Genomic DNA, 16,806 nt, shown 5'->3' with positions numbered 1-16,806 from the left:
TGCGGGGCCCACGCCCGTGGCTCACTACCATCGGGGCTTCATGGCCCAACGTCGAGTTGATCTGGAGGAGTTCTTCCATCCCCGAGGCGTGGCTCTGATCGGCGGGGTCGACCGCACCCAGACCGAGGACACGCTGCGCGCGGCCATGGACGCCCGATGGGGGGCCGACAACTGGCACGTGGTCAGCCCCAAGGGCGGGTCGATCGGGTCGGTGCCGGTGTACGAGTCGGTGGCTGAGGTGCCCGCGGCCATCACCCTGGCGGTGCTCCGGACCCCGGCGGTGGCCTGTGCGCCGGTGATCGAGGAGTGCGGGGCGGTGGGCATCGGTTACGCCGTGGTGTTCTCCTCGGGTTTCAGCGAGGTCGGCCCCGAGGGGGCGGCGCTGGAGGCCGAACTGGGGGAGGTGGGGCGCCGCCACGGCGTGCGCATCGTCGGCCCCAACACCAACACCAACGCTTTCGAGCCGGTACCGGCGGTGCCCGGATTGCGGGGCGGCAAGATCGGGGTGGTCACCCAGTCGGGCCACAACGGTCGCCCCATCATCCAAGGGGTACACGTCGGCATCGGGTTCAGCCGCCAAGTGCCGTGCGGCAACGAGGTGGACCTGGAGGTGAGCGACTTCATCGAGTACTTCGCCTACGACGACGACACCGCGGTGATCGCCGGCTACATCGAGGGGTTCCGCTCGGCCGACAAGCTGCGGACCGCGCTGGTGGCCGCCAACGCCGAGGGCAAGCCGGTGGTGCTGTTGAAGATGGGCTCGACCGACGCCGGGTCGCGCATGGCCTCGTCGCACACCGGTCATCTCACCGGGTCGGATGCGGTGATCGACGGCCTGTTCGAGCAGTACGGGGTGGTGCGGGTGCGCGACCTCGACGAGTTGCTGGAGACGGCCGCCCTGTTCGCCAAGCTGGGCCCCGGTGTGGCCGAAGGGGCCGGGCTGTACTCCATTTCGGGGGGTTCCAGCGCGCTCATGGCCGAGTCGGCCGAGTTGGCCGGGGTGTCCGTACCCCGGTTGGCCCCGGAGACCCAGGCGAAGTTGCACGAGCACGTGCCCGCCTACCTGACCGTTTCCAACCCGGTGGACAACGGGGGCACGTTCATCACCACCCACCCGGCGGACATCCGCCGCCAGGTCCTGCGCCACATCAGCGATGACCCGGCGGTGGGCTACACGGTGGTGGGGGTGACCGGGGCGGTGTCGCCCATGACCGATCTGTTGGGCGAGGACATCGCCGTGTTGGCCGACGAGCTGCCCAAGCCGATCATCGCCACCTGGAACTCCCTCAAGGTGGACGAGCCCGGCTTCGAGCGGCTGGTGGCGTCCGGCGTGCCCCTGTTCCGGTCGTTTCGGGGGTGCTTCGGTGCCCTGGCCGCCTATCACCGGTACCAGCGTCGCCGGGTGGATTTCCGGAGGCGCGCCCGGTTGCCCGACGCCCTGCCGGCCGGAGTCGCCGAGGCCCTGGGTGCTTCTCCCCCCGATGCGGCGGCGGTGCTGCGGGCATTCGGGCTGCCCCTGGCCGCCGCCGAAGTGGTTGCCACCCCCGCCGAGGCCCGTCGGGTGGCCGCCGGGATCGGCCTGCCGGTGGCGGTCAAGATCGCCTCGGCCGATTTCCCCCACAAGTCCGACGCCGGATTGGTGGTGCTGGGGGTGGACTCTCCCGACGGGGTGGAGCAGGCGGCGCAGGTGGTGCTGGACCGGGCCCGGGCGGCGGCGCCCGAGGCGGCCATCGACGGTGTGGAGGTGCAGCAAATGGTGACCGGCGGCACCGAGATGATCGTGGGCGTGACCCGCGACCCCACGCTCGGCCCGGCGGTGATGGTGGGCACCGGCGGGGTGTTCGCCGAGATCCTGGCCGACACCGCGGTACGCCCCCTGCCGCTGGACGAGGCCGACGCCGCCGAGATGATCCGATCGCTGCAGGGCTTCCCCCTGCTGGACGGCGCCCGGGGCCGCCCTCCCGCCGACGTGGACGCGCTGATTCAAGTGGTCATGGCCACCGCCACCCTGGCCACCGCCCTGGACGACCGACTGGCCGAGCTCGACCTCAATCCCGTCGTCGTCCTCGACCAAGGCCAAGGCGCCGTCGTCGTCGACCACCTGCTGGTGCCCGCCGACTGACCACCACCCGGGCCATCCATTGAGACACGCTGCTAGCCGAAGTCGGCTAGGTATTGACGTAAGGCCGCGGCATCGAGATCGCCGAGGCCGGCCTCCACGGCGGCCTGGTAAAGGGGAATGGCGGCGTTGAGCAAGGTGGTGGGAGCACCGACATTGCGGGCGTGGTCGGCGATGATGCCCGCGTCCTTCAGAATGATGGCTAGGCGGGCGGCAGGCGGGTCGTAGTTTCCGGCGGCCATCATCGGGCCGCGAATCTCGAACATGGCCGACGTACCGACACCCGCCGCGATCACCTCTTGAACCAGGTCGGCTTCAAGGCCACACGATTGGCCCAGTTCGTGGGCCTCCGCCGCGGCCAGGGTATGCACTGCCACCAGCAAGTTGGCCACGAACTTCATCCGGGAACCATTTCCGAAAGAACCGAGGTAGAAGGTTTGCTTGCCGATCAAGTCAAAGATCGGCACCGCCCGATTGTGAGCATCCTCTTTCCCACTCGAATACACCACCAGAGTTGCATCTGCGGCCTGGATCCCGGTGCCGCTGACCGGGGCGTCGAGGAGATCGACCCGGCTCGCAGCCAAGAGGCTGTGGGCCGTGTTCTTGTCGGCCAAAGGGAGGGTTCCCATCTCCACCACGACCGTCCCCGGCGCGGCCCAGTGGGCCAAGTCGGCCACCACCTGGGCCAGGGCGTCTGATGACGGGAGCAAGAGCAGCACCATCTCGGTCCGGCGGGCCACATCTGCTGTTGATTCAGCAACTGAACCGGCAAACTCTCGCCGGCGAACGGGATCAATGTCGAACCCGACTACTTCGTGGCCTCCTCCGATGAGGTGGCGTGACATGGCTGTTCCCATGACTCCCAGACCGATAATGCCCACGGGGGCTCTGCCCGCCATCGTGGTCAGCCCTTCACCACAGCCACGCGGCCGGCGCCACCGTCGAGCATTCCCAAGTGGGGGCCGGACTTGACTGCTTCAGCGATTGGGCAGTTGATCACCGCCGGCACCGTCAGTGAACGAGCGACCTCCAACAGGTGCGCGGTGGATGCACCTCCGACCGTCACAATCCCAGCGGCATCCCACAGCAGGGGAGAGAAGTTCTGAAGGGGATACTGGGTGACAATGATGTCGCGGGGGCGCACATGTCCGGTCTGTTTGGAGCTGTCAATCCACACCATTCGCCCCGAACCCACGCCACCGACGCCGGGTTCGCCCTCATAGGCGTCACCCTGCAGGGCCAGCACTCCGGCGAGGACCGGCTCCCAGCGACCCATCCCCCGTCGTGGCGGGGCAGCGTCGGTGGCCATGAGAAACTCGACCATACCCAGGAGCCTCCCGCCGAGCACCGGATCCACGGGCTTTAGTTCCCGCAGGGCATCAATCGACTCGTTGGGACGGTCGCTGCGCATCCGCCGAAGCACGAATTCGGCCTGCTTCAACGCTTGGTCCTCGGGTTGTCCCCAGGCCTGCGCCGTCAGTTTGGCTGCGATCTGACGGGCTCTACGAAGTACCGAATCACGGTCGCCGGAGGGAGTGTACGCCGACGCGGCGAGGTCGCGGGGGGCGGCTGAAATCCAGCCCAGAACCAGCTCATCTCCCATCTCGCCGGGGAAGCGGTGGGCGAGCCGGACAAACTCAAGGGCAAACGGGTGGGCGAGCGCTGCGGGCACCACCATGGGTTCTTCGGTCTTCTGGTCGGCTGACCGTTGGACTTGCAAGAGAAGCGGTATGCCCTGGACGATGGCCCACTCGATCAGATTGCAATTGAGTACTTCCTCTACTTGGAGAGCCATCTTCGCGATGGCACGTGTGTGGTCATCTCCCATAAGGGCGACGCACTCGTCACCGAGCAGGGCCCCCTGTTCGTAGGTCGCCCGGACCCCGGGCACCCAGCCCGCCATCAAGTCCCGGGGCGAGCCCTTCACCGCATCGACGGTCACCCCACCGTCGGCATCCACAAGAGCCGCTCCACCGAATTCGGGCTGGATTTCCGGTTGGACCAGAACACCCATGGGTGCGCTTCCGGGCGCCAGCTCGGCCGCCTCGAATCGCTCCAGAACTTCCATGGAGAAGCAGGTGGCCCAGACGCTCTTGGCGGCCCGACCGATCTCGCCGACCTGGACCTCGGGCACGGAGGTGAACGCGCCTGACCACTCGCCGCTGCCTTCCAACACGCTCGAGGATCGAACGATGAAGGGAGGTTGAAGTGCGGCGGCATGCGACTCAATCTGCTTGTTCAGCGACTCGGGCAACGGGTGCCTGATGATGGACATTCTCGCCCCGCCGGTACCGCGGGACTCAAGTACTGCCAGAGCCCGGCCGAGTGCTTCCTCGGAGCAAGCCGGGGGCAGCACGAAGCCGTCGAGCACCGGAAATCCGCAGGCGCGGGCGCGAGCCAAGCCCGCGGCCTTGGCTCCACTGGTGGTGACGTCAACCGCCTCCGGGTCGTTGAGAGAGCGGACTCGGTAGCGGTCTGCCGTCATCCGGCGCGGATGATCTCGTGGCTCTTGAAAGTGGAGAGCATCTCGATGCCGGTGTCGTTGACCACCAGCATCTCTTCAAGTCGGACCCCGAATTCGTGGAGCTTGCCGTGCTGAGTCTCCAGGGCGAAGACCATTCCAGGCTGAATCTCCTGAGGGTGATCGAGCGACCAGATCCTCGAGATCACCGGCTGGTCGTACTGAGCCAGCCCGAGACCGTGGCCCCACAGGTTGGCGGCGGCCTCGTCTTCTTCCTCGTAGCCCCAGATCTCCTTGGCCGACGGCCACACAGCGGCGATGTCGGCGGTGGTCACCCCCGGTCGGACCTGTTCGATCGAGTCCCAGAGCCACTTGGAGGCCAGGTCGTAGTAGCGCTGATGTTCGTCGGTGGGTTCCCCGCCCACGCAATAGGTGCGATAGACGCAGGACTTGAAGCCGTTCCAGGTGAGCGCGGCAAGGTCGATGATCACGATGTCGCCCGGCCGGATGATCCGGTCCCCGTGGTTGCGCCAGTTGGGCCACGCATTCGGACCCGAAGAGACGATGACGTCCTCGACGTTCTCCATTCCAGGGATGTTGTAGAGGTACTCCATGGTGAACGCAGTGACCTCGTTCTCGGTAATGCCCGGCTTCAGCCACTGCGACAGCTCATAGTGGGTCACGTCGCAGATGGAGCCCACCATTTGCAGGGCCTTTTGCTCATTGGGGCTCTTGATGGCACGGGCCTCCATCATGGGGGTCATGCCGTCGACCCAGTTGATGCCCCGCTCCTCGAAGGCGCGGATCATGTTGAGGTCCATGAAGTCCACGCCCAATGGCTGGTCGGTGACCCCGGCATCCTCCAGGTCGTTCATCAGGGCATTGGTGAACTTGTCGACCTGTGCAGTGGAAGCCGGTCCGGCGGCTCCCTTGATCCACGCGTAGGAGTAGCGGACGTTCTCCTTCGGGATCCAGGGTGAGTGCTCCCGAATGTGGTAGCCGATGTCGCCCTGCTCATAGAGGATCGGCTCCTTGCCCTCGGTGAGCACGGCATAGCGCAAGCCGGGCTTGAGTTGGTTCCAACCGGGGGTCATGGTGGAGGTCACGTACCGGATGTTCTCGTCGTACATCAACAGCATGGCCCCGAGCCCATGGCGACGCATTGCCTCCCGCGCCCTTCGCAGCCGCCACTGGCGCACCTCTTGCCAGTTGATTCCTTCGCGCCAGTCCGTGGCCAGAACGCCGAATGCTTCCTTCATGGTTGCTCCTTCTCATCCAATTCCGTCAACCTATTCCAATTCCATCAATATCTTCAGGGTTGATGGTTCCTTTGTCGCGGCAATGGCCTGGTTGATCTCGTCCAGACCGTATCGCCACGAGATGAGCGGAGCCCCGTTGATGGTGCCATCAGCAACCAGGGCGATGGCGCGCTCATAGTCGGCGGTCGTGGCACCTCGGGGGTTCCGCAGCGTGAGTTCCTTGTAGTAGAGCTGGTAGTAGGGCAACCCGCCCCCTGATCCGGCGGCGGTGCCGAAGAACACCACGGTCGCGGCCGAGCCGGCCAACTCGATGGCCAAGGCAAATGTCGGCACCGTGCCCACGGCTTCAAACACGGTCTCCGGCCCCCTGCCCTCGGTGAGGTCCTCCACCAACGCTGCGGCCCGCTCCGGAGTGGTCGCAGCCACCGCGCCCTGCTGGAGTGCCAGTTCCCTCTTCCACTCGGACCGAGTGACACCCACAACGTGAGCCCCTTGGGCGACCAGGAGCTGCGTAATGAGCTGGCCGGACACGCCAAGGCCGATGACCACGGCGGTGTCACCCGGCGAAACCGGTGCCTGGCCGACGGCGTGGACGCACGTGCCCAAGACTTGGATCACACCGGCTGCATCTGAGGGGACGTGATCGGGGATCGCGAGCAATTGCCGTTCGGGTGTGGCGGTGTACTCCGTGAAGAGGCCGTCCAGGTCGCGACCGAGAAGGCCACCTTCGGGGCAGAGGTTTTCGCAGCCGCGTCCACAGAGGTGGCAGTGCTCGCAGAAGAAACCTGGATTTATCAGGACACGCTGGCCGACTTCGAAAGCCGCGGAGGGGCCACTCAGCTCGATGACGCCGACGCCCTCGTGGCCCATGACCCTGGGTATCTCGACGGGGATCTTTCCGGCCACGATGCTCACGTCGGTCCCGCACAGGCCAAGGGTCTGCATGCGAACGATGGCCGCGCTACCGGCATCCGGCATGGGTACGTCAACAATCTCCACAACCCCAGGTTCCGTGAGTTGCGCGGCGCGCATGGCCATAGGGTAGTCCTGCGACCACGCATGCCTGGTCGGGGCTAGTATTTTGGCCGTCCACCCTGACCGACCAAGGTGCTGAGAGGAGGTGCCGAGGGACCTCATGGCGCAACTCACCCAACTCGACCATGGATCGGTGTGCGTCGGCGACATCGATGAAGCGGTGACCTTCTACGGTGACGTGCTCGGCCTGTCCCGGATTCCCAGGCCGGACTTCGGTTTTCCGGGTGCATGGTTCAACGCGGGCGGCTTCCCTGTGCATCTGACTACCGGCGGCACCCTGAGAGGAGCTGACGCGCCGCTCCGGGCCAATGAGAGCCACTTGGCCTTTCGAGTGGACGACATCGAGGCGATGATGGAGCGGCTCGCTGCTCACGGAGTGACGACGTGGGAACTCCCGGATTCACCAGCCGCTCTGCGCCAGGTGTTTTTCCATGACCCCTGGGGCAACATGATCGAAATGATCGTCTACTGACCGGACAACTTGCGCTAACAGCATGACGTTCGATCTTGTTGTCCGGGGCGGAACGGTGGTCACTGCGGGCGGCCGGAAGCGCGCCGATGTGTACGTCCGCAACGGCCTTGTCGCCGCAGTTCTTGAACCGGGCCAGGCCGAGGCCGCCGATGTAGTGGTCGAAGCCGATGGCCGTTACGTGCTCCCCGGCATGGTGGACACCCATGTCCATCTCATGGAACCGGGCGATCCGACCCGAGAGGACTTTCCCACCGGAACCCGCGCGGCCGTTCGCCAAGGGGTGACCACCATCGTGGAGCACACCCACAGTTGGCCGCTCACCAACACCGGACGATTCGAAGAGAAGTGGCACCACATCCGGGGTCGGTCATTCGTGGACTACGCGTTCGCCGCCCATGTTTTTCCGGATCACGTCGGCAACATTCGACGTCTGTGGGAGGCGGGCGTGGTGTTCTTCAAGATCTTCACCTGCGCCACCCACGGGATACCCGCGGTCACCCCTGAGATCCTGCTGGAGGTGTTCCAGGAACTCTCCGGCTTGGGTGCGCCTTGCCTTGTGCATTGCGAAGATGACCTCATGACCGCTCGCAACGAACGGCGGCTGAAGGCCGAAGGTCGAGTCGACCCTGGGATTGTCCCGGAATGGCGGTCGCGCGAAGCGGAGTTGGTCGCCGTGGGGTCGGCTGCGTTGCTGGCCAAGGTGACTGGTGCCCGGGCCACCGTGGCCCATGCCAGCAGCGCCGATGTGGTCGACCTGATCCAGCGGGAGCGAGCTGCAGGCTCACCCATAGCGGCGGAAACCTGTCCACAGTATCTCTACCTGTTCGAGTCGGAGATTCACCAACACGGGCCGTTTCGAAAGTTCACACCGCCGGCTCGTATTCGGTCTGCTGAGGAGCAGGACCGAATGTGGACCGCCTTCAACAATGGCTGGGTCAACCACCTCTCCACCGATCATGCCCCATCCACTGTGGCGCAGAAGATGGAGGGTTCGATCTGGGAATGCCACTTCGGGCTACCGGGATTGGATACGACCATGCCCCTCATGATCGACGCCGCCCTGAGCGGGCGAACGTCGTTGGAGCGACTGGTCGAGGCCTACGCCGAGCGGCCTGCCGAGCGGTATGGACTCCGGGGCAAGGGTCGGATAGCGGTGGGATTCGACGCCGACCTTGTCGTTGTCGACCCCTCTGCGAAGTGGCAGATCCACAACGATCACGTGGTCTCTCGTGCCGGGTGGACCCCGTACGCCGGACGTGACGTACGCGGCCGAGTGGAAGAGGTCTTGCTACGTGGTCGGGTCGTCGAAGACGGAGCCCCCACCCGCGGTCGGTTCATCCCCGGTCCGGGCTCCGAGCCGCGCACCTCGTTCCCCTAGAGTGCAAGTTCGGCAGGAGGAGCGAATGAGGGATCAGGGGGTGCCCACGGTCGACGTTCACTGTCATCTGGCAACCCCCTCGGCTGCCGAGCTGCTCAGGGACCATGCACGGCCCCGAGACGAGCCCTATCTCTATTTCATGGGCCAGGAGTCCCGAGACCAGAACCAGGTGATGATTCCGCAAATCCTCGATGCCCTCACCAACCCTGGCACTCGAATCGAGCACATGGACGCGATGGGAGTCGACATCCAAGGACTGTCCACTTTTGTCTCCGAGTATGGGTATTGGGCACCGCCGGCAGTGGGTGCCGAAGCCGCTCGACTGCAAAACGACAATCTGGCTCAAGCGGTGGCCGAGACCCCTTCTCGATTTTCGGCCTTCGGAGCCACCGTACCGCTCCAAGACGTGGACCGGGCGATCGCCGAGATGAATCGGGCAGTCGATGAACTGGGCTTCAAGGGTTTGCAGATCGGCGGCACCATTGCCGGTCGAAACCTCGATGAACCGGTCTTCCGCCCCTTTTGGGAGGCGGTGGCAGCCAAGGGAGTCCCGGTCATCCTGCATCCGAACGGCTACGAGGAGAGCCATCGGCTCGGGGACTACTTCATGGTCAATTGCGTCGGCAATCCGCTCGAAACCACGGTGGCCGTGACTCGCATGGTCTTTTCGGGATTGTTCGAGGAACTGCCCGAACTCAAGCTGGTACTGGTTCACGGGGGCGGGTACCTGCCGTTCTACGCCTCCCGTTCCGACCACACCTGGAAGGTCCGCCCCGAGACTCGGGTCCACATCCCCGACCATCCACCCAGCTACTACCTGAAGCGCCTCCTCTACGACACGATGGTCTTCCAGCCGCTCTACCTTCGCCATCTCATCGAGGTCGTGGGGAGCGATATGGTCATGGCGGGCACCGACTATCCATTCGACATGGGTGAGCCCGACCCCATGGGCCTCATCGACGGCACCGTGGGTTTGAGCGCTGCCGACCGACTCGCCATCAAGGGTGGCAACGCCTGCCGAATCTTCGGTTTGTAGTTGGTTGTTCCTCACTCGCCGTCGGAGTGCGCCGTTTCGGAGTGCCCCATAGTCTGGTCCCGACCAGTCGTTGAGCCTTGTTGGGGAATCTCTGTATGAAAGAGTCGGGGGTCAAGCCCCTCCAGATTGCCGTCGTCGGAGGGTCCATCGGAGGACTGACGGCCGCAATCCTCCTGCACGAAGTCGGGCATGACGTCCACGTCTTCGAGCGCTCCGCCAGCGCCCTTGAGGACCGGGGAGCAGGCATCGTCGTGCTGCCCATGACAGAGCGCTATTTCGCCGAAAAGGGCTCGGCGTTGGGTGAGGACAGCGCAGGAAACTCCGATTTGGCCCTGACGCTCACCTACTGGACCTATGTCGATCGGTTCGGCTCTGCCATTGACGCGGCGGCGACCTACAACCGATTTACGTCTTGGAACACCTTGTACCGAGCCTTGCTTGAGGAATTTCCGAGCGAACGGTACCACTTGGCCCACAACGTCAAGGATTGTGCCCAATTTGTCGGAGGGGTGACCATCGCATTCGAGCACGGGGAATCTCGAAATTGCGACTTGCTCGTCGCGGCCGACGGTATCGCCTCCACGGTGCGGGGCATCGTCTCCCCGCACACCACGACTGACTATGCCGGATACGTGGCGTGGCGCGGCACCGTGCTGGAGCGCAACCTTGAGCCGGCTACGGCGGCGATCTTTGAGGATGCGATGATTTATCAGGTTCTCGACCACGCCCACATCCTGGCCTACGCCATTCCCGGACTCGGTGACTCGACCGTACCCGGACAGAGGGCCCTCAACTTCGTGTGGTACCGCAACGCCGCCGGGTCGGCTTTCGAAGAACTGATGGTGGACCGTCACGACGTCCATCGCCCGGCCACGGTGCCGCCGGGCTTGGTGCAAGACCGCTTTGTCTCGAAGTTCCGGCAGGACGCGGAGCAACTCCTCGCCCCTCCCTTGCGCGATCTGGTTTTGGCCTGCGAGAAGCCGTTCATCCAGGCCATCTTCGACATGGCCGCCGACCGGTTCGTCCATGGCCGGATCGTGCTCATCGGTGACGCGGCCACGGCGTTGAGGCCTCACGTGGCAGCCGGTACGGCCAAGGCGTGCGCCGACGGGTGGGCGCTGTGCGATCACTTGGGTGACGGTGACGACCTGGACGCATCGCTGGCCAACTGGGAGCGACAACAGCTCAGCTTGGCCAGAACCGTGGCGGCCAGGTCTCGGCGCATGGGTCAGCGAGCGCAATTCGATTCGAAGATGGTGGCCGGGGATCCGGATTGGCGATTCGGACTGTTCGAGCCGGGAAACTGAGCGGGCTGAGCGTCAAGAACTCGGACAACAATCGAGCAACCCAAATGTCGGAGTTTCTGTCTGTGCCTACGCGACGGCTGCCCGGCGGAGCCCCAGCAAGGAGTTGACGGCCAGGACGGCAACGACGATCGCACCGCCGATCAGCGCCTCCGAGTTGGGCTGCTCCTCGAGAATCCACCACACCCACAAGGGCCCAATTGTGGTTTCCAAGAGCATGAGCAGACCGGTTTCCGGGGCGGAAATCCTTCGAGGGCCGAGCGCAATCAGGGCAAAGGCGACAGGAAGCACGAGCATGCCGCTGGGGAGCACCACCGCCACGTCCTCGCCGGGGATGCTGAGAGGCTCGGCAAACCACACGGTGAATCCCGCAGCCAGCAGCGCCCCCATGCCCCAGGCCGGGATCATGCTGATGTGGCTGCTGCGGCGCATGATGGTGAGGCCGATGGCCATGGCCAGGGCGGCACCCGCCGCCGCGAGATCACCGCCGATCCGGCCGGTCCCGATGCTGCCGAAGAAGATGAACACGATGGCACCCAGGCTGATGATCACTGCCAGCCAAACCCGCAAGGGGACAAGTTCGCCCAGAAAGAACCTGCTGAGCACGGCAGCGAACAGCGGGGCGGTGGCGAAAATGACCAAAGTGTTGGCCACACTGGTTTGGGTGATTGAAGTGGTGAACAAAGTGAGTTGCGATGCGAACAGGACTGCAACCACGAGTCCGGCGGTGCCGATGGATCGGAAGTGAGCAACTGCGCCACCCCGCATCCATACGAAGATGCCGACGACAATGGTCAATCCCATCAGCAATCCCCGCCAGAAAATGATGGTCCACGCGTCGGCGTCGACCAACCGTATGAGCAAGCTGTCCGGGGTGAGGACGAGGACGCCGGCGGTGGTGAGCAGCAGTCCGATGGCGTGCGAGGAAAGCCCAGATTGGCTGCTCGCGGGTTCCGTGGTCATGTTGTCACTTGCCTGCTTGGGGATTCAGGGGAGAACCTACTGCGTAGTGCACGTCGATTCAGTGGTTGATGGCCCGAAGTCGGCGCCGGAGGTGCATCGCGGCGGCGTGCAGCAGCCGTACCCTCGGCGTGCGCCAGCACTGCAAATGGTGGTGCCCCTCGTTTTCCAGGCAGAGGTTGCACGACGTGCAATCAAGGCGGCCCCGACGGCCGGCTTCGATCTGGGCGATCAAGTCCGGTTCGCGAATGAGGGGACGGGCCAGGCAGACGAAGTCGCATGACCCATCGTTCAGGACCCGCTCGATGGTCTCGGTGGTCCGGAGGCCACCCACGAGGAGCACCTTCAACTCGGGAATTGCCTTCCGGACAGCCCGGGCGAACGGTTCGAAGTAGGCCTCTTGGCCTGGTGGTCTCAGCAACCGGTGGTAGAGAAGATCGGCCAATGCCTGTCGTCGATCCACGGCAACGTGCTGGTGGCAGGAGTCGGCGCCCGAGGACATCAGCCCGACGCTCACCTCCACAGCATCCAGACCAATCTCTGCCAGATTCCGCACTCGCCCTACGCTTTCTTTAATCTTCAGACCATCGTCCACCTGGTCAACCATTCCGACTTTGGCGGTCACCGGTACATCTGTTCCGACTGCATCCCGAACCGATTGGTACACGAGAGTCAACAGCCTTGACCGCCGCGCTGCATCGCCGCCCCAGTGGTCCTTGCGGGTGTTGGAGTGTGGGGAGCCGAACGAGCTGAGCAGATAGCCGTTGGCAGCATGAATGTGTATCCCGTCGAATCCTGCGGCCATCGCCCGGGAAGCGGCGGAGCCGAACGCCGCGATCACTTCTTCCATCTCGTTCTCCTGGGCCGGTTCGACCGCCGACGAGGTCAGCGCATTGGGGACTGCCGATGGGGCCAGCATGGCCACGCCACCCATTCCCCCCTGGTTGCCGGCGTGGGCAAGCTGGGCAAAGATCTTCCCCCCGGCTTCATGGACAGCGCCGGTGAGCTGGGCCAAGCCGGGAATCATGGTGTCATCGTGTATTCCCGTCTGGTTGGGCAGCGACTGGCCTCGGGGATGGACGAAGGCGTGTCCGAGAATGGAAAGCCCGACACCACCGGCAGCCAACGACCGGTGGAGTTCCACCAAGTGCTGCGTGACGGCACCGTCCTCATCGGCCATGGTCTCAGAAGTGGCCGCACGGACGAAGCGGTTCTTGATTTCCAGGCCTCCGATCCGACCGGGCGAGAACGCGTGCATGAGATCCCCCTGGGATGATGTTGGCGATCTTGAGAACGCTCTCGCAAAGACTCCTAGAATGCGGGAGCGGGCGCAAGCAACCTGCAATGAAGAGGAAGCCATGAGCACGTTCAGTGAAGTTCGAGACGGCATGCGAATCGACTGGGACGTGATCGTTGAAATGGACGACGGCCTCCAGTTGCGGGCTGACGTGTTTCGACCCGATGACGATGGCCAGTATCCGGTCATCTTGAGTTACGGCCCTTACGCCAAGGGTCTGGCCTTCCAAGAGGGCTATCCCAGCGCGTGGAATCGGATGGTCGAGGAGCACCCCGACGTCGCTGCCGGTTCCAGCAACAAGTATCAGAACTGGGAGGTATGTGATCCCGAGAAGTGGGTGCCCGAGGGCTACGTGTGCGTTCGGGTGGATTCTCGGGGGGCGGGCCGCAGCCCTGGCTACATCGACCATTTCTCACCCCGAGAGACCCGGGACTTCCACGACTGCATCGAGTGGGCCGGCGTCCAGCCTTGGTCGAACGGCAAGGTAGGTGTGTCGGGGATCTCCTACTACGCCATCAACGCCTGGCACGTGGCCTCGCTCCAGCCACCTCATCTCACCGCCATGATCCCTTGGGAGGGGGCCGCCGACTGGTACCGGGACATGACCTATCACGGGGGAATCCTCTCGACCTTCTGGGACAACTGGTACGACATGCAGATCAAGACCGTGCAACATGGAGTTGGAGAGAATGGTGCGAGGAGCATCGTCACTGGCGAATTGGTCGCCGGCCCCGACACCCTAAGCCAAGATGAGTTGGCGGTGAACCGGTGTGACTTCGGCAACGAGATCGCTTCACATCCGCTTGACGACCAGTACCACAGGGACCGTTCCCCCGATTGGTCCAAGGTGACCGTACCGTTCTTGTCGGCGTCGAACTGGGGAGGGCAGGGGCTTCACCCCCGAGGGAACTTCGAGGCCTACATCCGAGCCGCGTCCGCCGAGAAGTTCCTGGAGTGCCATGGCATCGAGCACTGGACCGAGTACTACACCGACTATGGCGTGCAGCTCCAGAAGCGCTTCTTCGCCAAGTATCTCCAGGGCAATGACGCCGCGTGGGACGATCAGCCCAGAGTGCAGTTGCTGATTCGCCACGTCGACCGCTTTGTCGAGCGGTCCGAGTCCGACTGGCCCATTCCCCGCACCGACTGGACCAAGTTGTACCTCGACCCGAAGGGCCAGACGCTGGAGCACGATCCGGTGGCCGCTGAAGCGGCCGTCACCTATGACGCCATGGGTGACGGCCTGACGTTCCTCATGGCGCCGGTCGAAGAGGAAACCGAGGTGACCGGTCCGCTGGCCGCCAAGCTCCACATCTCGTCGTCGACGGCTGACGCGGACGTATTCCTGGTCTTTCGGGTGTTCGATCCGGGTGGTGAGGAAGTGACCTTCATGGGTGCCATCGATCCCCACACGCCGGTGGCCCAGGGGTGGTTGCGGGCATCACATCGAAAACTGGACAAGGCATTGTCCGAGGTCTGGCGCCCTTACCACGCCCACGACGAAGAGCAGCCGTTGGTGCCCGGCGAGATCTACGAACTCGACATAGAGATCTGGCCGACGTCGATCGTGATCCCTCCTGGCTACCGCATCGGCCTTTCGATTCGGGGGCGAGACTACGAATGGGCAGGCGACACGTCGGGACTCCGACTGTCGAACTTCAAGAACGAGTTACGGGGCTGCGGTCCATTCCTGCACGATGATCCGAGGAACCGCCCGCCGGAAGTGTTCGACAATCAGGTCACCGTACACTTTGGGCCCGACCATCCGAACTGGGTCTTGGTGCCGTACATCCCCGGCAACTGAACGGTTCATCGTCAATCGGGCGGCTGGACCTCGAAGGCACTCATGAGTTGGGCCAGGAGTCCGTAGTAGCCCACCACCATCAACAGCTCGACCAGTCGGTCCTGCCCGAACTCTTCTTCTGCGCGACGGTACACATCGTCCGAGATCGACCTGTCGTGCAGAATCGACTGGCATACGTCGTATGCGGCCATCAGATCGGCTTGATCCAAGTCGGGCTGTGTCCCGGCTCGCAGGGCGGCGACCTGCTCATCGGTCAATCCCACTCGTCGAGCGATGGATTCGTGAGCCCACCGCTCGAATTCGCAGTCGTGATAAGTCGCTACCGCGAGAATGGCTAGCTCGCGCACCGGCGCACTCAATTCGGTGTGAAATCTCAGCGCGGCACCCAGTCGTTGGATGACGTTCCCCACCCGAGGGCTGAAGAGCAGCACGTTGAAGGGCCCGACCAGGGCCCCGTTCTCGTCGATCAGGGGAAACGAGGCATCCTTGGCGCGATCGCCTCCGGCGATGGAGCCATACAGAGCCTCTTGGTCCGCGCTGAGCATGTGCGGTTGCAGGCTGGGCAGTCGTGCCATGTCAGCCGAGATCGACGATGGCGGCGACCGATCCACCGCCGGCCGGTCCGGACTGAAGTCCGGCCACCGAGACGAACACGGCAGGATCCCCGAGCGCGGCGGCGGCCACCCCTCCGACGGCACCCTTGGTGTGGTGGGTATGGTGGATGTCCGAGTCATTCAGCGAAACCTGCCGGCGTCCCCGCAGTCGGCCGCTGGGGTGGATCTCGCACTTTATGAAGCAGTTGACCACCCGACCTTGCAGGTCCTCTGGGATGGGCCGATCAGGCAGGTCGAGGCCGGCCGAGCGGATGGCTCGGTAGATGCCGGGAAAGTCGAGGTTGTCCTCCATGATCGAGTGCCCGGCCCGGTAGCGTCCGCCGACGCCGAGCCGATTGCCGACCACGACCACCTGGGCATTGGTCTGCTCAACGCCCGACGAGCAGGATGCGACCGACGAGTAGACGGAGAGGTCCTTGGCGATCTGGTCCTCGCGGGGTCGTTCGATCTCACCGAGCGCCGTGGCGATTCCCAAAGCGGATGTGGCATTGGAGACCGCCATCGACTCCATGGTGTCCTCCAAGGCAACCATCTTGCCGCGGGCGTGGGCGTCGGCGATTCGCTCAGCGGTCAGCAGCGGCGTCTTGGTCTGCACGTAGTGGACATCGGCGGAGTCTTCGATGCCTGCATCGGCCACAGCTTGTCTGACCGCGTCGGCCACCTTGTCGAGCATGTCGAGTCGGCCGATTTCCTCGGGCAAAATGGGAACCGACACTGCCTGCCCGACCGTCAGTCGTTTCTCGTGCGCAGGCTCAGCGGGACCGTCCACTTCGGCAAACACCGTCATGTGGGGTGAGATCACTCCATCGGTGCCGCCGGACCAGGCGATGGGTACTTTCAGCGCCGATTCCCTGGTGTGCCCGCAGTGCTCGACGAGAAAGTCCCGTAGCACCCGATCGGCCAAAATTCGGGAGAAGTCGTTCACTCCGCCGTTGCCTTCCACCTTGCCGACCACTCCCACGATCTGGTCGCCCCGAAAGGCGCCCCCGGAGATGGCCTGCTCCAGACCCGAAGTGTCCGTCACGTGCTCGAATGGAATCTTGCGAACTTCAAATGGCATGAGGGAG

Annotated in this window: 14 protein-coding genes; 6 read left to right on the top strand and 8 right to left on the bottom strand. The window is 64.2% G+C overall.

Features of this window, described 5'->3' with window-relative positions; genetic code table 11:
• The first annotated feature begins 40 nt into the window (after window positions 1–40).
• Window positions 41–2,122 carry an acetate--CoA ligase family protein gene (locus tag ACOQPQ_RS06665; RefSeq protein ID WP_420638661.1) on the top strand — a complete coding sequence of 694 codons (2,082 nt, stop codon included), beginning with the start codon at window positions 41–43 and terminating at the stop codon, window positions 2,120–2,122.
• A 32-nt stretch (window positions 2,123–2,154) separates the two neighbouring features.
• Here the strand turns inward: ACOQPQ_RS06665 and ACOQPQ_RS06660 are convergent, their stop codons facing one another.
• Genes ACOQPQ_RS06660 through ACOQPQ_RS06645 form a run of 4 tightly spaced genes read right to left on the bottom strand, consistent with a single transcriptional unit; the run spans window position 2,155 to window position 6,871 of the window.
• Complete coding sequence (locus ACOQPQ_RS06660; RefSeq protein WP_420638660.1) at window positions 2,155–3,018, bottom strand: NAD(P)-dependent oxidoreductase; 864 nt, start codon at window positions 3,016–3,018, stop codon at window positions 2,155–2,157.
• A gap of 5 nt (window positions 3,019–3,023) precedes the next feature.
• A complete protein-coding gene (locus ACOQPQ_RS06655) occupies window positions 3,024–4,604 on the bottom strand; it encodes a PEP-utilizing enzyme (RefSeq protein ID WP_420638659.1) in 1,581 nt (526 codons plus the stop codon).
• A complete protein-coding gene (locus tag ACOQPQ_RS06650; RefSeq protein WP_420638658.1) occupies window positions 4,601–5,839 on the bottom strand; it encodes a M24 family metallopeptidase in 1,239 nt (412 codons plus the stop codon). The genes ACOQPQ_RS06655 and ACOQPQ_RS06650 overlap by 4 nt, the downstream gene beginning before the upstream one ends.
• Before the next feature lie 30 nt (window positions 5,840–5,869).
• Entirely contained in the window at window positions 5,870–6,871 is a 1,002-nt protein-coding gene (locus ACOQPQ_RS06645) for a zinc-dependent alcohol dehydrogenase (protein ID WP_420638657.1), read from the bottom strand.
• Between the two features lie 103 nt (window positions 6,872–6,974).
• Between ACOQPQ_RS06645 and ACOQPQ_RS06640 the strand changes: the two genes are divergently transcribed.
• From ACOQPQ_RS06640 to ACOQPQ_RS06625, 4 genes are all read left to right on the top strand, one after another.
• Complete coding sequence (locus tag ACOQPQ_RS06640) at window positions 6,975–7,346, top strand: VOC family protein (protein ID WP_420638656.1); 372 nt, start codon at window positions 6,975–6,977, stop codon at window positions 7,344–7,346.
• A 22-nt stretch (window positions 7,347–7,368) separates the two neighbouring features.
• The gene (locus ACOQPQ_RS06635) at window positions 7,369–8,724 is read left to right on the top strand and encodes a dihydroorotase (RefSeq protein ID WP_420638655.1); all 1,356 of its coding nucleotides are present in this window, start codon (window positions 7,369–7,371) and stop codon (window positions 8,722–8,724) included.
• Window positions 8,725–8,749: 25 nt separating this feature from the next.
• Entirely contained in the window at window positions 8,750–9,760 is a 1,011-nt protein-coding gene (locus ACOQPQ_RS06630) for an amidohydrolase family protein (protein ID WP_420638654.1), read from the top strand.
• 95 nt (window positions 9,761–9,855) lie between these two features.
• A complete protein-coding gene (locus tag ACOQPQ_RS06625) occupies window positions 9,856–11,067 on the top strand; it encodes an FAD-dependent monooxygenase (protein ID WP_420638653.1) in 1,212 nt (403 codons plus the stop codon).
• Window positions 11,068–11,133: 66 nt separating this feature from the next.
• On the opposite strand, the gene ACOQPQ_RS06620 is transcribed toward ACOQPQ_RS06625, so the two are convergent.
• Together ACOQPQ_RS06620 and ACOQPQ_RS06615 are read right to left on the bottom strand one after the other, a co-directional pair.
• Complete coding sequence (locus ACOQPQ_RS06620; RefSeq protein ID WP_420638652.1) at window positions 11,134–12,027, bottom strand: DMT family transporter; 894 nt, start codon at window positions 12,025–12,027, stop codon at window positions 11,134–11,136.
• A gap of 58 nt (window positions 12,028–12,085) precedes the next feature.
• On the bottom strand, window positions 12,086–13,282 hold the full coding sequence (locus ACOQPQ_RS06615) for an NADH:flavin oxidoreductase (protein ID WP_420638651.1): 1,197 nt from the start codon (window positions 13,280–13,282) through the stop codon (window positions 12,086–12,088).
• A gap of 100 nt (window positions 13,283–13,382) precedes the next feature.
• Here ACOQPQ_RS06615 and ACOQPQ_RS06610 point away from each other — a divergent pair, with 100 nt between their 5' ends.
• Window positions 13,383–15,125, top strand: coding sequence for a CocE/NonD family hydrolase (locus ACOQPQ_RS06610; protein WP_420638650.1), 1,743 nt, complete (start codon window positions 13,383–13,385; stop codon window positions 15,123–15,125).
• An 11-nt stretch (window positions 15,126–15,136) separates the two neighbouring features.
• Here the strand turns inward: ACOQPQ_RS06610 and ACOQPQ_RS06605 are convergent, their stop codons facing one another.
• Window positions 15,137–15,670 carry a carboxymuconolactone decarboxylase family protein gene (locus ACOQPQ_RS06605; protein ID WP_420638649.1) on the bottom strand — a complete coding sequence of 178 codons (534 nt, stop codon included), beginning with the start codon at window positions 15,668–15,670 and terminating at the stop codon, window positions 15,137–15,139.
• Between the two features lie 31 nt (window positions 15,671–15,701).
• Window positions 15,702–16,799 carry a ring-opening amidohydrolase gene (locus ACOQPQ_RS06600; RefSeq protein ID WP_420638648.1) on the bottom strand — a complete coding sequence of 366 codons (1,098 nt, stop codon included), beginning with the start codon at window positions 16,797–16,799 and terminating at the stop codon, window positions 15,702–15,704.
• Between the last annotated feature and the right edge of the window lie 7 nt (window positions 16,800–16,806).

Source organism: Candidatus Poriferisocius sp. (assembly GCF_965219775.1).
Classification (GTDB): domain Bacteria; phylum Actinomycetota; class Acidimicrobiia; order Acidimicrobiales; family Bin134; genus Poriferisocius.
The sequence above is the reverse complement of the archived record's forward strand: the minus strand, read 5'-3'. Positions and strand labels throughout refer to the sequence as shown.

What these genes read in the sequence shown, in the direction of transcription:
- ACOQPQ_RS06615 (WP_420638651.1), bottom strand. Translation starts at nt 13,282, where the DNA reads ATGCACGCGTTCTCGCCCGGTCGGATCGGAGGCCTGGAAATCAAGAAC.
- ACOQPQ_RS06605 (WP_420638649.1), bottom strand. Translation starts at nt 15,670, where the DNA reads ATGCTCAGCGCGGACCAAGAGGCTCTGTATGGCTCCATCGCCGGAGGC.
- ACOQPQ_RS06610 (WP_420638650.1), top strand. Translation starts at nt 13,383, where the DNA reads ATGAGCACGTTCAGTGAAGTTCGAGACGGCATGCGAATCGACTGGGAC.
- ACOQPQ_RS06640 (WP_420638656.1), top strand. Translation starts at nt 6,975, where the DNA reads ATGGCGCAACTCACCCAACTCGACCATGGATCGGTGTGCGTCGGCGAC.
- ACOQPQ_RS06625 (WP_420638653.1), top strand. Translation starts at nt 9,856, where the DNA reads ATGAAAGAGTCGGGGGTCAAGCCCCTCCAGATTGCCGTCGTCGGAGGG.
- ACOQPQ_RS06630 (WP_420638654.1), top strand. Translation starts at nt 8,750, where the DNA reads ATGAGGGATCAGGGGGTGCCCACGGTCGACGTTCACTGTCATCTGGCA.
- ACOQPQ_RS06650 (WP_420638658.1), bottom strand. Translation starts at nt 5,839, where the DNA reads ATGAAGGAAGCATTCGGCGTTCTGGCCACGGACTGGCGCGAAGGAATC.
- ACOQPQ_RS06655 (WP_420638659.1), bottom strand. Translation starts at nt 4,604, where the DNA reads ATGACGGCAGACCGCTACCGAGTCCGCTCTCTCAACGACCCGGAGGCG.
- ACOQPQ_RS06600 (WP_420638648.1), bottom strand. Translation starts at nt 16,799, where the DNA reads ATGCCATTTGAAGTTCGCAAGATTCCATTCGAGCACGTGACGGACACT.
- ACOQPQ_RS06660 (WP_420638660.1), bottom strand. Translation starts at nt 3,018, where the DNA reads ATGGCGGGCAGAGCCCCCGTGGGCATTATCGGTCTGGGAGTCATGGGA.
- ACOQPQ_RS06620 (WP_420638652.1), bottom strand. Translation starts at nt 12,027, where the DNA reads ATGACCACGGAACCCGCGAGCAGCCAATCTGGGCTTTCCTCGCACGCC.
- ACOQPQ_RS06645 (WP_420638657.1), bottom strand. Translation starts at nt 6,871, where the DNA reads ATGCGCGCCGCGCAACTCACGGAACCTGGGGTTGTGGAGATTGTTGAC.
- ACOQPQ_RS06635 (WP_420638655.1), top strand. Translation starts at nt 7,369, where the DNA reads ATGACGTTCGATCTTGTTGTCCGGGGCGGAACGGTGGTCACTGCGGGC.
- ACOQPQ_RS06665 (WP_420638661.1), top strand. Translation starts at nt 41, where the DNA reads ATGGCCCAACGTCGAGTTGATCTGGAGGAGTTCTTCCATCCCCGAGGC.